Source organism: Kosakonia sp. (genome assembly GCF_032052965.1).
GTDB lineage: Bacteria > Pseudomonadota > Gammaproteobacteria > Enterobacterales > Enterobacteriaceae > Kosakonia.
Genome location: NZ_DAMBVN010000003.1, coordinates 304,984 through 319,196, shown reverse-complemented (window position 1 = coordinate 319,196; position 14,213 = coordinate 304,984). Strand labels below are relative to the sequence as shown.

Sequence of the window (14,213 nt, the reverse complement as noted above, 5' to 3'; positions counted from 1 at the left end):
CGCCATGACAATAACTCCACAACACCTGATTGCGCTGCTGCCGCTGCTGATCGTCGGATTGACGGTGGTGGTTGTGATGCTCTCCATTGCGTGGCGACGCAACCATTTTTTGAATGCCACGCTGTCGGTCATCGGTCTCAACGTCGCGCTACTCTCTTTGTGGTTCGTCGGCCAGGCGGGGGCGATGGATGTCACCCCGCTGATGCGGGTTGATGGCTACGCCATGCTCTATACCGGGCTGGTGCTGCTGGCGAGTCTCGCCACCTGCACTTTTGCCTACCCATGGCTGGAAGGCTATAGCGACAACAAAGAAGAGTTCTATTTGCTGGTGCTGATTGCTGCCATGGGCGGTATTCTGCTGGCAAATGCGAACCACATGGCATCGCTGTTCCTTGGCATTGAGCTCATTTCCCTGCCGCTGTTCGGGCTGGTCGGTTATGCCTTCCGCCAGAAACGCTCGCTGGAAGCCAGTATCAAATACACCATTCTCTCTGCGGCAGCGTCTTCCTTCCTGCTGTTCGGTATTGCACTGGTGTATGCACAGACCGGTAACCTGGCCTTTGCTGCGATTGGTAAAAGCCTTGCCGAAAACATGCTGCATGAGCCGTTACTGCTTACCGGTCTGGGCCTGATGATTGTTGGCCTTGGCTTTAAATTGTCGCTGGTGCCGTTCCATTTGTGGACGCCGGACGTTTATCAGGGTGCACCTGCGCCGGTTTCGACCTTCCTGGCCACCGCCAGCAAGATTGCTATCTTTGGTGTGGTAATGCGCCTGTTCCTGTATGCGCCGGTTGGTAACAGTGAAGCTGTTCGCGTCGTATTGGGCCTTATCGCTTTTGCATCGATTATTTTCGGTAACCTGATGGCGTTGAGCCAGACCAATATCAAACGTCTGCTCGGTTACTCCTCGATCTCGCATCTTGGCTACTTGCTGGTGGCGTTGATTGCGCTGCAAAGCGGTCAGATGTCGATGGAAACCGTGGGTGTGTATCTGGCGGGTTATCTGTTCAGCAGCCTTGGCGCATTTGGCGTGGTCAGTCTGATGTCCAGCCCGTACCGCGGACCGGATGCCGAGTCGCTTTACTCCTATCGCGGCCTGTTCTGGCACCGTCCAATCCTGTCGGCTGTCATGACGGTCATGATGCTGTCGCTGGCTGGTATTCCGATGACGCTGGGCTTTATCGGTAAGTTTTACATTCTGGCGCTGGGCGTACAGGCTCACCTGTGGTGGCTGACTGGTGCGGTAGTATTGGGTTCAGCGATTGGTTTGTACTATTACCTGCGTGTAGCGGTGAGCCTTTACCTGTCTGCGCCGCAGCAACTGAACCGCGATGCACCGTCTGACTGGGCTTACAGCGCAGGCGGGATTGTGGTTCTCATCTCTGCTCTGCTGGTGCTGCTGCTGGGTATCTACCCGCAGCCGCTGATTAGCATTGTGCAAATGGCCATGCCGATGATGTAATCGCATTTCGCGCATTGCAAAACCGTCGGTGTTAACACCCGGCGGTTTTTTTGCCTCTAAAACACCAGCAGGAGAGGGAGAATGATTTACCGTGGCTTGCTGTAAATAACGGCTCTCATCGCAGGAAAAGATGCCGTGACAGGCAAAAAAAAACCCGGCTGCAGAGCCGGGTTTTGGGCGTAACACGGGTAACAATTACTTGGCCAGTAGCGGTGTGGCGCTTACCTGATGGTGGCTGATCAGCGGGCCGCGAATATTGTTAGCTGCACGATCAAGCACTTCCTGAATAACGGAAGAGAGCTCATTGATCTCGAATTTCGCCACGTAGCCGTCTGCCTGCACTTTACGCACATGATCTTCGTTCGCGCTACCGGAAAGCGACGAGTGGATCACAACCGGAATGTTTTTCAAACGCGGATCGGTTTTGATCAGGCGTGTTAAGGTAAAGCCATCCATTTCCGGCATCTCAAGGTCAGTCAACACCATTGAGATCTTATCGCTAACCGGAACGCCTTCGGCTTCAGCCTGCTGTGCGATAACCTGAATTTTTTCCCAGGCGTCTTTACCGGTAATGTGCATCGCATTCGGGATTTTCATCGCATTGAGGCCTTTTTCCAGCATGGCGCGCGCCACTTTGGAGTCCTCTGCAACGATAGCAACCGAACCTTCCTTAAGGTTGAATTTCTTATCCGGTACATGATCACCATGTACGTCATGATCCGCAGGCACAATGTCATACAGGATCTGCTCAACATCCAGCACCATCGCGAGGTTGTTGGTATCCTTATCTTCATCCAGGCAGGCAATACTGGTGATATAGCGACCATTAATCGCTTTTTCGGCGGTGTGCACCTGTTTCCAGTCCAGGCGAATAATATTTTCCACCGACTCCACCGCAAATGCCTGCACGCTACGGGCATATTCGGTGATCAGCAAAATATTGAGGCCACTTGCCGGCTTACAACCCGCCACCGCAGCAAGGTCAATCACCGGGATCACCTGATCGCGGATGTTGACCATGCCCATCAATGGCGGCTTCATGCCAGCAGGACGTGTAAAGGTGGGCATTGGAACGATTTCGCGCAATTTAAATACGTTAATGCCAAACAGCTCAGATTTAGTGGCATCTAACGATGTGCCAAGGCGAAACAGTAACAGCTCAAACCGGTTCGACAGAGTAAGATTCGCCCTGTCATCGATGTCTTTCTGGAAATTATCCATCATGCCCTCAATAGGAAATGCCTGCGTGTAAACTGTTATCGGCACCTAAAGAGAAAAATGGAGTGCGCAATATCACATCATACGCGAACAGTCATAAAATCTTCTGCCAGGGTCGTTTGCGCAAATATTGTGCGGCATTCCGCCAGCAATCCCATACAGCTCTCCTCATCATAGCGTGAACTGATATGCGTAATGACCAGACGCTTTGCCCCGGCTTCGGCTGCGAGGCTTGCCGCCTGGCGTGTCGAGCTGTGACCCCGGCTGTTGGCTTTCTCTTCCATCGCTGCTTCAAGCGTGGCTTTATGCACCAGCAGGTTCACTCCCTGGGCCAGAGCCAGTGAGGCCGCACAGGGGGCGGTATCACCAAATATCGCCAGCTTTTTACCGGCTTCTGCTGGCGCAAGGTAATCCGCACCGTTGATTGTTCGGCCGTCATCCAGCGTGACGGTTAACCCAGCTTTGAGCTGCTGGAACATCGGCCCAGGGGCAATACCTTGTGCTGCCAGCGCCGCCGCGTTTAACGCACCGGGTTTGTCGTGTTCTTCGATACGGTAACCGTAGCATTCCACCGGATGATTCAGCGGCAAGGCGGTCACTTTGCGCAGACCGTCATCAACGACCAGCCCGGCGGTAACCTCTTCGATGATGAGTGGATAATCAGTCCATGAACCACTCAGGCGTAAAGCAGTTTCCACATATTCGCGGATGCCCTTCGGGCCATAAATCTCCAACGGCTGCACATTGCCCGCCATGGAGCGGCTGCACAGCAGGCCTGGCAGGCCAAACAAATGGTCGCCATGTAAATGGGTAATAAAAATCTTATCCAGCTTGCCGGGGTGAAAGGGGCTGCGCAGCATTTGATGCTGTGTTCCTTCGCCACAGTCAAACATCCACAGACCGGCACGGGTGGGGTGCTGTAAATTAAGCAGCAGCGATGTGACATTACGTGCACGCGTCGGTACGCCAGCAGATGTTCCCAGAAAAATCAGTTCCACAATCGACCCGGTCCTTTGCCTGATTATCAAAAAATTTAGTATAACGAGGTCAGGATAAATCAGGAGAAGAAATATGATCCGCTGGCAGGACCTTCACCACAGTGAATTAACCGTTGCCGAACTGTACGCGCTATTGAAACTGCGCTGCGAAGTGTTTGTTGTTGAACAGACCTGCCCCTATCTGGATATTGACGGCGACGACCTGATTGGCGAAAACCGCCACATCCTTGGCTGGAAGGATGACCAACTGGTGGCGTATGCGAGGATTCTGAAAAGTGACGATGATTTGTCACCGGTGGTGATTGGGCGAGTGATTGTCAGTGCGCAGGTACGGGGCGAAAAACTGGGCCATCAACTGATGGAACGTGCGGTACGCTCTTGTGAAGAAAACTGGCCGCAGCACGCGCTATATCTGGGTGCGCAGGCGCATCTGCAACCGTTTTACCGCCATTTTGGTTTCCTGCCCGTGACCGATGTCTACGACGAGGATGGCATTCCCCATATCGGCATGGCGCGCGAGGCGCATCAGGCGTAACCGGCAGCTATTGTCTATAGTTAGCGGGCAAACAGGTGCATAACATGGAGAAAAGAGATGTCATATCATTCTTATGATTCACACATTGATGACGACCTGACCCTGCTGAGCGAAACGCTGGAAGAAGTGCTCCGCTCCTCAGGCGACCCTGCTGATCAGAAATATATTGAACTGAAAGCCCGTGCCGAACAGGCGCTACATGAGGTGAAAAACCGTGTAAGCAGTGCTTCCGACACTTACTATTATCGCGCCAAAAAAGCGGTCTACCGTGCCGATGATTATGTGCATGAAAAACCGTGGCAAGGTATTGGCGCGGGTGCTGCGGTAGGCCTGGTTCTTGGTCTGCTGTTAGCCCGCCGCTAACGCCTCACATCCCCTCCCTGGAAAGGGGTACTGTTATTGCGCTAAGTACCTTGTATACTATGTGTTTTTTAACAGGGAGGGGTTCGCATGAATTCCATTTCCTCCGCGCTGGACGCGTTGCGCAGCCAGCTGGCCGACGATCTTCCTGCTTCGCCCGGCTTGCGTTTTTTTGATGTCCCTTTCCCGTTAAATGATGCTTTCGACCCGCTGGCATGGCTTGCCAGTCAGCCGGTGTTCCCTCAATTTTACTGGCAACAGCGTAACGGCGATGATGAAGCCGCCGCTCTTGGCGCGCTATGCCCGTTCTCTTCATTGCCGCTTGCCCAGCAATTTCTTCAGCAACATCCTGGCGCTATCCGCATTTGGGGGCTGAACGCGTTTAACCCGCAGCAAGGCGCACTGTTCTTACCGCGTCTGGAGTGGCGACGCGAGGGCGGGCGTGCGACGCTGCGCCTCTATCTTTTCAGCGACAGTGCCTTATCGGACGATGCCGTCAACGCAAAGGCGTTTCTTGAGACGCTGGTGGCGGCAAAACCGCTGGCGGCAGTGGAGCAAACCTGCCTGCAACAGCAGCATTTTCCCGATCGGCAAGGGTGGCGCGAGCTTATCGCGCAGGCGCTACGCACGCTCAATAGCGCAGAGCTGGACAAAGTCGTGCTTGCCCGAGCCACCGATTATTACTTTGCCGCGCCGGTGCATCCTGCAGCACTGATGGCTGCCAGCCGCCGTCTGAATCACGACTGTTTTCATTTTATGTACGCCTTCAATGCGCAGAATGCGTTTCTCGGCTCCTCGCCGGAGCGGTTGTGGCGTCGCCGTGGCAACGCATTGCGCACTGAAGCGCTGGCGGGCACGGTAGCCAACCATGAAGATGACCAGCAGGCTCAGCGTCTCGCCGAGTGGCTGATGAATGATGATAAAAACCAGCGGGAAAATATGCTGGTCGTGGAGGATATCTGCCAGCGTTTGCAACGGCAAACCGGTGCGCTGGATGTGCTGCCTCCGCAGGTTGTCCGGCTCCGTAAGGTGCAACATTTGCGTCGCTGCATCTGGACCGATTTACAGACCCCTGACGATGCGCTTTGCCTGACGCTGCTACAACCTACGGCAGCCGTTGCCGGCTTGCCACGACGCGACGCCTGGGCGTTTATTCAACAGTTCGAACCTTTCACCCGGGAGTGGTATGCCGGCTCAGCGGGATACCTGTCCCGTGAGCAAAGCGAGTTCTGCGTGGCGTTGCGCTCGGCGAGAATCAATGATGCAACGGTACGCCTTTACGCCGGAGCGGGAATTGTGCCGGGCTCTGATGCTGAACAGGAGTGGCAGGAAATCGAAAATAAAGCGGCAGGTTTGCGATCATTATTATTACTTACGCACACATAACCGACCCATATCAAAAACCCGCAGTTTTCGATTATTTATACTGAGTCGCAATATTGATACCGGACAAACTCATGTCGATAAGTTCATTTAACCGACGCTGGGCGACGGTGATCCTCGAAGCCCTCACTCGCCATGGCGTCAGGCATGTGTGCATTGCTCCAGGCTCCCGTTCCACTCCCTTAACCCTGGCTGCGGCGGATAACCGCGCGTTTATTCATCACACCCATTTTGATGAGCGCGGGTTAGGCCATCTGGCGCTGGGGCTGGCAAAAGTCAGCAAGCAGCCAGTGGCGATCATTGTCACTTCCGGTACGGCGGTGGCCAACCTTTATCCGGCTGTGATTGAGGCCGGACTTACCGGCGAAAAACTGATCCTGTTGACTGCCGATCGCCCGCCGGAACTGATCGACTGCGGGGCCAATCAGGCGATTCGCCAACCTGGTATGTTTGCCTCTCACCCTGGCGAATCGCTGTCGCTGCCGCGTCCCTCGCAGGATATTCCGGCACGCTGGCTGGTGTCTGCGATTGATAATGTGTTGGGGTCATTACACAGTGGCGCGGTGCATATCAATTGCCCGTTTGCAGAACCCTTATACGGCGAAATGGATGATACCGGTCTGCAATGGCAGCAGGCGCTGGGAGACTGGTGGCAGGATACGAAACCCTGGTTGTACGCACCACAAGCTCAGGGTTTCGAAACACAGCGCGACTGGTTTTTCTGGCGGCAAAAACGCGGTGTTGTCGTTGCCGGGCGCATGAGCGCGGCGGAAGGTCGGCAACTGGCGGAGTGGGCGAAAACCCTTGGCTGGCCGCTGATTGGCGACGCGCTTTCACAAACCGGGCAACCCTTGCCGTGCGCCGACCTGTGGCTGGGCAACGCCCAGGCCGTCACTGAACTGCAGCAGGCGCAAATTGTCGTGCAGTTTGGCAGCAGTCTCACCGGCAAGCGCCTGTTGCAGTGGCAGGCGACGTGCGAGCCGCAAGAATACTGGCTGATTGACAGCCTGCCGGGCCGGCTCGATCCCGCTCATCATCGTGGCCGCCGCCTGGTTGCCAATGTTTCTGCATGGCTGGAACAGCATCCGGCGGAGCCGCGCGCCCCCTGGTATAGTGCAATCCCGCAACTTTCCGCTCAGGCATGGGCCCGCGTCAGCGAACTGCGCGATACATTCGGTGAGGCGCAACTGGCCCACCGCATTGCTGATTTTCTGCCGCAGCAGGGGCAGGTTTTCCTCGGTAACAGTCTGGTGGTTCGTCTGGTGGATGCGCTCGGGCAATTGCCTGTAGGCTACCCGGTGTACAGCAACCGTGGCGCGAGCGGCATTGATGGCCTGCTCTCGACGGCTGCTGGGGTGCAGCGTGCCAGTGCCCGCCCAACGCTGGCGATCGTTGGCGATCTCTCTGCGCTGTACGATTTGAACGCGTTATCGCTGCTGCGTCAGGTGTCCGCACCGTTTGTGTTGCTGGTGGTGAATAATAATGGCGGGCAGATTTTTTCGCTGTTGCCCACGCCGCCTGCTGAGCGCGAACACTTTTATCTGATGCCGCAGCATGTGCATTTTGAACACGCAGCGGCGATGTTCGGCCTGAGCTACCACTGCCCGGATAACTGGGAGCAGCTGAATGAGGCGCTGTCTGGTGCCTGGAGTAAGGCCGAAACCACGGTGATCGAACTGGTGGTGAATAGCACTGACGGCGCGCAGACCTTACAGAACCTTTTAGCGCAGGTAAGCAAGCTGTGATTTTAAAGGGTCAACGCTGTGCGGGCCGTCGTCTACAGCCGTGGCTGGTATTTTTGCACGGTTTTTCCGGCGATCTCTGCGAATGGCAAGAGGTGGGGCAGACGCTGGCGGAGTTTCCCCGGTTGTACCTTGATCTCCCCGGCCATGGCGGCTCGGCGGGCATTGCCATTTCTGCATTTGCGGACATGGATGCGTTGCTTCTGGCCACGCTGAAGCACTACGGCATTGCGGAGTACTGGCTGGTGGGTTACTCGCTTGGCGCTCGCGTAGCGATGTTTCACGCCTGCCAGCAGCCGACCGGTTTACAGGGACTGGTGGTGGAGGGGGGGCATCCAGGCCTGGCAGAGTCTGCTGCCCGCAATGCGCGAGAAGCTGCCGACAGAGAGTGGGCGACACGTTTTCGCCAGCAATCGCTGGCTGAGGTTTTTGATGCCTGGTATCGCCAGCCGGTTTTTGCTTCGCTCAGCGAAACACAACGCGCAGCCCTGGTGGCGTTGCGCAGTCAGAATAACGGCGCAACGCTCGCCGCTATGCTGGAAGCCACGTCGCTGGCGCGTCAACCGGATCTTCGTGCCGCACTGCGTGCGGTTTCATTTCCTGTTCATTATTTATACGGTGAATACGACAGTAAATTTGCTGCGCTGGCGACGCAAGTCTCGCGCCACTGTCACGCCATTCCTGCCGCCGGGCACAACGCGCACCGGGAAAACCCCGTCGGCGTTGCCACTGCCCTGGCGCGAATTCTGCGTCTTGAGATAAAGGACACACTATGATCTATCCAGAAGAAAGCATGCTTTACGCGCCGGTTGAATGGCGTGACTGTTCCGAAGGCTACACCGATATTCGTTACCATAAATCCGCCGATGGGATCGCCAAAATCACCATTAACCGTCCGCAGGTGCGCAACGCCTTCCGCCCGTTGACCGTGAAAGAGATGATCGATGCGCTCTCTGATGCACGCTACGACGATAACGTCGGGGTGATCATTCTGACCGGCGAAGGGGAAAAAGCCTTCTGCGCGGGCGGCGACCAGAAAGTCCGCGGCGATTACGGCGGTTACCAGGATGATACCGGTGTGCATCATCTTAATGTGCTGGATTTCCAGCGTCAGATCCGCACCTGTCCGAAACCGGTGGTCGCCATGGTGGCGGGTTACTCGATTGGCGGTGGTCACGTGCTGCATATGATGTGTGACCTGACCATTGCGGCAGAAAACGCGATTTTCGGCCAAACCGGTCCAAAAGTCGGTTCTTTCGATGGTGGCTGGGGTGCGTCTTATATGGCGCGCATCGTTGGCCAGAAAAAAGCACGGGAAATCTGGTTCCTGTGCCGCCAGTACGATGCGCAACAGGCGCTGGATATGGGGCTGGTCAATACCGTGGTGCCGGTTCAGGAACTGGAGAAAGAGACTGTCCGCTGGTGCCGCGAAATGCTGCAAAACAGCCCGATGGCGCTGCGCTGTCTGAAAGCGGCACTGAATGCCGACTGTGATGGTCAGGCTGGTCTGCAAGAACTGGCGGGCAATGCCACCATGCTGTTCTACATGACGGAAGAGGGTCAGGAAGGCCGTAACGCGTTCAACCAGAAACGCCAGCCTGACTTCAGCAAATTCAAACGGAATCCATAATGCGGCAGGCGCAGGTTTACCGCTGGCAAATCCCCCTCGACGCGGGCGTGGTATTGCGCGATCGGCGGCTGAAAACCCGCGACGGTCTGTTCGTCCATTTGCAGGACGGCGAGCGCCACGGCTGGGGGGAGGTTTCCCCGTTGCCGGGTTTTAGCCCGGAGACGCTGGACGATGTGCAGCCCCTCGTGGTCGCGTGGGCGCGGGCCTGGCGCGAAGGTCAGGAGCTGGCGCTGCCAGCGCCACCCTCAGCTGCGTTTGGCCTGAGCTGTGCGTTGGCTGAGCTGCAGAATGAACTGCCGCAGCAGGCCGACTACCGCGCAGCCATGTTGTGTGCAGGCGATCCGGATGAGCTGTTTGCCGCGCTTGCTGCGCTGCCGGGTGACAAGCTGGCAAAAGTGAAAGTCGGGTTATATGAAGCTGTGCGCGATGGCATGGTGGTTAATCTGCTGCTGGAGTCGATAACAGATTTACAGTTGCGTCTGGATGCCAACCGCGCCTGGACGCCGCTAAAAGCGCAGCAGTTTGCGAAGTACGTTCATCCTCAGCATCGATCGCGCATCGCGTTTATCGAAGAGCCTTGTAGGTCTCGCGAGGACTCGCTCGCCTTTGCCCGAGAAACGGGGATCACCATTGCCTGGGATGAAAGCCTGCGTGATGCGGATTTCCGCTTTGAAGCGCAGGAAGGCGTGGGCGCGGTGGTAATCAAACCGATGCTGACCGGCAGTTTGCAGCACGTGCAGCAGCAGGTCGCCGCAGCTAAAGCGCTGGGGCTGACAGTGGTAATCAGCTCTTCGATTGAGTCGAGCCTGGGGCTCACCCAACTGGCGCGCATCGCCGCCTGGTTAACGCCGGGCACCGTGCCAGGACTCGACACCCTGCATTTAATGAAAGCGCAACTGATTCGCCGCTGGCCGGACAGCGATCTTCCTTGTCTGCAAACCGATGTGCTGGAACCTTTACTATGATGTTTACTGACTGGCCCTGGCGACACTGGCGTACTCTGCGCGGTGACCAGGCAGCAATCCGTCTTGATGAACAAACCCTGAACTGGCGCGAGCTGTGTGAACGGGTGGATGCGCTGGCGGCAGGCTTTGCCCGACAGGGAGTCAGTGAGGGCGATGGCGTCATGCTGCGCGCCCGTAATCATCCGCAAACTTTACTGACGTGGCTGGCATTATTGCAATGTGGCGCGCGCATTTTACCCGTCAATCCGCAACTGCCTGCGGCGTTACTGAATGCACTTTTACCACAGTTGACGCTTCGCTTTGCGCTTGAGCCTGACGGGCAAAACACCGTCAGCACGCTAACGGCACTGCGACAGGAGGGTGTCGCCGGCACCTACGCCGTTACCTGGCAACCGCAGCGGCTGGTATCGATGACGCTCACATCCGGCTCCACCGGCTTACCGAAAGCGGCGGTCCACACCGGCGCTGCGCACCTCGCCAGCGCGCAAGGTGTACTGTCGCTGATCCCGTTTACCGGGGAGGATGACTGGTTGCTCTCGCTGCCGCTGTTTCATGTTTCCGGGCAGGGAATACTGTGGCGCTGGTTACTGGCTGGCGCGCGCATAACCGTGCGTGAGAAACAGCCGCTGGAGCAGGCGCTGGCGGGCTGCACACATGCCTCGCTGGTGCCAACGCAGTTGTGGCGTTTGCTGAACGGTGATGTGCCGATCGCGCTGAAAGCGGTGTTGCTTGGCGGCGCGGCGATTCCGGTAGCGCTGACGCAGCAGGCGCGCCAGCGCGGTATTCGTTGCTGGTGCGGTTATGGCCTGACGGAATTTGCCTCGACAGTGTGTGCCAAAGAAGCCGATGGTGCTGCAGATGTGGGGTATGCCTTGCCCGGTCGGGAGGTGAAAATTGTCAATGAAGAGGTATGGCTGCGTGGTGCCAGCATGGCCGCAGGTTACTGGCGCAATGGCGAACTCGTGCCGCTGGTAAACAGCGAAGGTTGGTTTGCCACACGCGATCGCGGATCGCTGGATGCAGGTCGGCTGGCCGTTCGCGGTCGGCTGGATAACCTCTTCTTTAGCGGTGGCGAAGGTATTCAGCCAGAAGAGGTGGAGCGGGTTATCGCCACGCATTCTCAGGTGCGCCAGGTGTTTGTGGTGCCGGTAGATGATGCCGAGTTCGGGCAGCGACCGGTGGCGGTACTGGAGTGCGAAGAGGGCGCCGATATTTCGCTATTCCCCAGCTGGATCGCCGATAAGCTGGCCCGTTTTCAGCATCCTTTGCACTGGCTCGTGTTACCAGCAGAACTGAAAAACGGCGGCATCAAGATTTCCCGCCGTGCGTTGCAGCAGTGGGTCAATGCCTGGCTGAAGGTGTGATTATTTATCACGGATGATATTACGGCATCGACCCGGTACGGTGCTGGCGCTTACCAGGACTTCCCGGCAATGTTCAAACAGGCCAGCCGCTGAAACTGGCCTCTGATCCGAGGTTACAGTAAGCCTTTCATTTTCAGCGTCTGGCGGGTGGCTTCGTTCAAATCGTACCGATGCAGGTCGGCCGGCCTGACCCATGCGTACTCGTCAAACTCCTCATTAATCGCGATGTCACGGTTGACGCTGATGCAATCAAATATCAGGTAAATCATATAGATTTGCTCATGTGTACCATCGGCATAAGTCTTCACGCGAATATCGTCACGAAACGTCCATGGGGTGATAGCGCTCAACTGCAATTTATCACCTAACTCTTCGCGGATTTCGCGTCGCAGTGCCTCTTCAATACGCTCGCCGGGTTCCACGCCGCCGCCGGACAAAGCCCATTGACCAGGAAAAACACCCCGATCGTTGGCCATCTTACAGAGCAGATAAGCCCCGTCGTTCTGAATTAGCGGGCAAACGATGGTCCGTTGTCGCATCTTCTTTTCCTTAAAATAGTGAATAGCCGAACGAATGTTATATCACTCGTGGCGCGTGGATTAATTGATGACAGGTATATTATTCGCGTCTTTTATTCATTCTTCTTGCATAAAAATAAGCGTACAATCAGGGGCTTTTGGGCATTGGCCCGTTATGTGCGGAAAATCAGAAATGAAAAAAATTGCTGTATTGAGTTTAGCCAGCCTGTTGCTGGCCTCAGCCGGAGCGCAGGCCGTCAGTCTGAGCGGTCAGGTGGGGAAAGATTACACCAACCTGGGCTTTGGTTTTGGTACCGAAACCAGTGGGATTGCCGTAAGTGGTAACTGGGCGCATAGCGAAGATGATGGTGATATTGCCGGTCTGGGGCTGGGTTACAACCTGCCGCTGGGGCCATTTCTCGCCACCGTTGGCGGTAAAGCGGTCTACCTGAATCCGGATGTCGGCAGCGAAGGTTATGCTCTCGCGGTCGGTGGCGGTCTGCAGTGGCACATTGCCAGCAGCTTCAGCATCTTTGGCGAATACTACTACTCGCCGGATTCGCTCTCCAGCGGCGTAAAAGATTATCAGGAAGCCAATGCAGGCGCGCGTTACACCATTATGCGCCCGCTGACTGTTGAAGCAGGCTACCGCTATATCGACATGACGGGTAAAGAAGGGCATCGCGATAACGTGGTTGCCGACGGCCCCTATGTTGGCGTGAGCGCAAGCTTCTAATTTCTCCCGGCGCGGCGTTCGACCGCGCCAGTTTCTTTCCTCTTTTCATCTGCGTATGCGTTATAGTGTCTCAACCTCTATTACAGGAGTTGATGATGTTAAACGTAGAGATGTTGTCTACCGGCGATGAAGTGTTGCATGGGCAGATTGTGGACACCAACGCAGCCTGGCTGGCAGATTTTTTCTTTAATCAGGGATTGCCATTAACGCGCCGGAACACGGTGGGTGATAACCTCGACGATTTAGTCCGTATTCTGCGTGAACGCAGCGAGCATGCGGATGTGCTGATTGTGAATGGTGGTCTGGGGCCGACCAGCGATGATCTGAGCGCACTGGCGGCAGCAACTGCGAAGGGCGAAAGTCTGGTGCTGCATGAAGCGTGGCTGGCACAGATGGAGCGCTTTTTCAGCGAGCGTGGCCGGGTGATGGCACCGAGCAATCGCAAACAGGCTGAGATCCCCGCCAGCGCCGAACTGGTTGATAATCCAGTCGGGACCGCCTGCGGTTTTGCGCTACAACTTAACCGCTGTCTGATGTTTTTCACCCCCGGCGTACCGTCGGAATTCAAAGTGATGGTTGAGCAGGAGATCCTGCCACGTTTGCGTGCACGTTTTACGCTGCCGCAGCCGCCGGTATGCCTGCGCCTGACCACCTTTGGCCGCTCTGAAAGCGATCTGGCCCAGAGCCTGGCGCACCTGCAGTTGCCTCCGGGCGTGGTGATGGGTTATCGCTCCTCAATGCCAATCATTGAATTGAAGCTGACTGGCCCGGCAGAGCAGCGCGCTGCAATGGAAGCGCTATGGCCGGAAGTGCAGCGCGTCGCCGGTGAAAGCCTGATTTTTGAAGGGACTGTCGGTTTGCCAGCGGTGCTTGCCGCGCGTCTGCGCGAGCGCCAGTTGAGCCTCACGCTGAGCGAGCAATTCACCGGCGGTCTGGTGGCGTTACAGCTTTCGCGCGCCGGTGCGCCGCTGTTGGCGAGTGAAGTGCTGCCCTCACAGTCTGAAGCGCTGGCGCAAAGTGCGCGCTGGACCACCGAGTTGCGTAACCGGCACCTTGCCGGGCTGGCGCTGACGGTGACGGGCCTTGAGGACGATCACCTGAATTTTGCGCTGGCCACGCCGCAAGGTACCCGTGCGTTACGGGTAAAATTCAGCACCAATCGCCATGCGCTGGCGGTGCGCCAGGAAGTCTGCGCGATGATGGCGCTCAATATCCTGCGCCGCTGGCTTGAAGGGAAAGACATTACCAGCGATCACGGCTGGATCAATGTGGTGGAAACCCTGTCAGTTGAGTAACCCTATT

Annotated in this window: 14 protein-coding genes; 11 read left to right on the top strand and 3 right to left on the bottom strand. The window is 56.5% G+C overall.

From position 1 onward, the window contains the following. The first annotated feature begins 4 nt into the window (after positions 1-4). Positions 5-1,462 carry an NADH-quinone oxidoreductase subunit NuoN gene (gene nuoN / locus RTX30_RS06565; RefSeq protein WP_312688064.1) on the top strand — a complete coding sequence of 486 codons (1,458 nt, stop codon included), beginning with the start codon at positions 5-7 and terminating at the stop codon, positions 1,460-1,462. A 195-nt stretch (positions 1,463-1,657) separates the two neighbouring features. Here nuoN and RTX30_RS06560 read toward each other — a convergent pair whose 3' ends face one another. Beyond that, positions 1,658-2,683, bottom strand: a complete 1,026-nt coding sequence (locus RTX30_RS06560) for a chemotaxis protein (RefSeq protein WP_312688231.1) — start codon at positions 2,681-2,683, stop codon at positions 1,658-1,660. 77 nt (positions 2,684-2,760) lie between these two features. Further along, positions 2,761-3,678, bottom strand: a complete 918-nt coding sequence (rnz, locus tag RTX30_RS06555; protein ID WP_312688062.1) for a ribonuclease Z — start codon at positions 3,676-3,678, stop codon at positions 2,761-2,763. 73 nt (positions 3,679-3,751) lie between these two features. Between rnz and RTX30_RS06550 the strand changes: the two genes are divergently transcribed. The 8 genes from RTX30_RS06550 to menE all read left to right on the top strand — a co-directional run bounded on the left by RTX30_RS06550 (position 3,752) and on the right by menE (position 11,657). After that, on the top strand, positions 3,752-4,213 hold the full coding sequence (locus RTX30_RS06550) for a GNAT family N-acetyltransferase (protein ID WP_312688059.1): 462 nt from the start codon (positions 3,752-3,754) through the stop codon (positions 4,211-4,213). A gap of 57 nt (positions 4,214-4,270) precedes the next feature. Next, complete coding sequence (gene elaB / locus RTX30_RS06545) at positions 4,271-4,576, top strand: stress response protein ElaB (protein ID WP_312688057.1); 306 nt, start codon at positions 4,271-4,273, stop codon at positions 4,574-4,576. Between the two features lie 87 nt (positions 4,577-4,663). Beyond that, positions 4,664-5,959, top strand: coding sequence for an isochorismate synthase MenF (gene menF / locus RTX30_RS06540; protein WP_312688054.1), 1,296 nt, complete (start codon positions 4,664-4,666; stop codon positions 5,957-5,959). 71 nt (positions 5,960-6,030) lie between these two features. Beyond that, a complete protein-coding gene (gene menD, locus RTX30_RS06535) occupies positions 6,031-7,701 on the top strand; it encodes a 2-succinyl-5-enolpyruvyl-6-hydroxy-3-cyclohexene-1-carboxylic-acid synthase (protein WP_312688051.1) in 1,671 nt (556 codons plus the stop codon). Beyond that, positions 7,698-8,474, top strand: coding sequence for a 2-succinyl-6-hydroxy-2,4-cyclohexadiene-1-carboxylate synthase (gene menH, locus RTX30_RS06530; RefSeq protein ID WP_312688048.1), 777 nt, complete (start codon positions 7,698-7,700; stop codon positions 8,472-8,474). The genes menD and menH overlap by 4 nt, the downstream gene beginning before the upstream one ends. Then, positions 8,471-9,328 (top strand): 1,4-dihydroxy-2-naphthoyl-CoA synthase, encoded by an 858-nt coding sequence (menB, locus tag RTX30_RS06525; protein WP_312688046.1) that lies wholly within the window; start codon positions 8,471-8,473, stop codon positions 9,326-9,328. The genes menH and menB overlap by 4 nt, the downstream gene beginning before the upstream one ends. Beyond that, positions 9,328-10,293 (top strand): o-succinylbenzoate synthase, encoded by a 966-nt coding sequence (menC, locus tag RTX30_RS06520; RefSeq protein ID WP_312688044.1) that lies wholly within the window; start codon positions 9,328-9,330, stop codon positions 10,291-10,293. The genes menB and menC overlap by 1 nt, the downstream gene beginning before the upstream one ends. After that, on the top strand, positions 10,290-11,657 hold the full coding sequence (gene menE / locus RTX30_RS06515; RefSeq protein WP_312688041.1) for an o-succinylbenzoate--CoA ligase: 1,368 nt from the start codon (positions 10,290-10,292) through the stop codon (positions 11,655-11,657). The genes menC and menE overlap by 4 nt, the downstream gene beginning before the upstream one ends. Positions 11,658-11,770: 113 nt before the next feature. On the opposite strand, the gene nudI is transcribed toward menE, so the two are convergent. Continuing rightward, positions 11,771-12,196, bottom strand: a complete 426-nt coding sequence (gene nudI, locus RTX30_RS06510; RefSeq protein WP_312688038.1) for a nucleoside triphosphatase NudI — start codon at positions 12,194-12,196, stop codon at positions 11,771-11,773. 172 nt (positions 12,197-12,368) lie between these two features. Here nudI and RTX30_RS06505 point away from each other — a divergent pair, with 172 nt between their 5' ends. Both RTX30_RS06505 and RTX30_RS06500 read left to right on the top strand, forming a co-directional pair. Then, positions 12,369-12,911: a YfaZ family outer membrane protein gene (locus RTX30_RS06505; protein ID WP_312688035.1), complete on the top strand. Its 543-nt coding sequence runs from the start codon at positions 12,369-12,371 to the stop codon at positions 12,909-12,911. A gap of 95 nt (positions 12,912-13,006) precedes the next feature. Further along, on the top strand, positions 13,007-14,206 hold the full coding sequence (locus RTX30_RS06500) for a nicotinamide mononucleotide deamidase-related protein YfaY (RefSeq protein ID WP_312688228.1): 1,200 nt from the start codon (positions 13,007-13,009) through the stop codon (positions 14,204-14,206). The last annotated feature ends 7 nt before the right edge of the window (positions 14,207-14,213 follow it).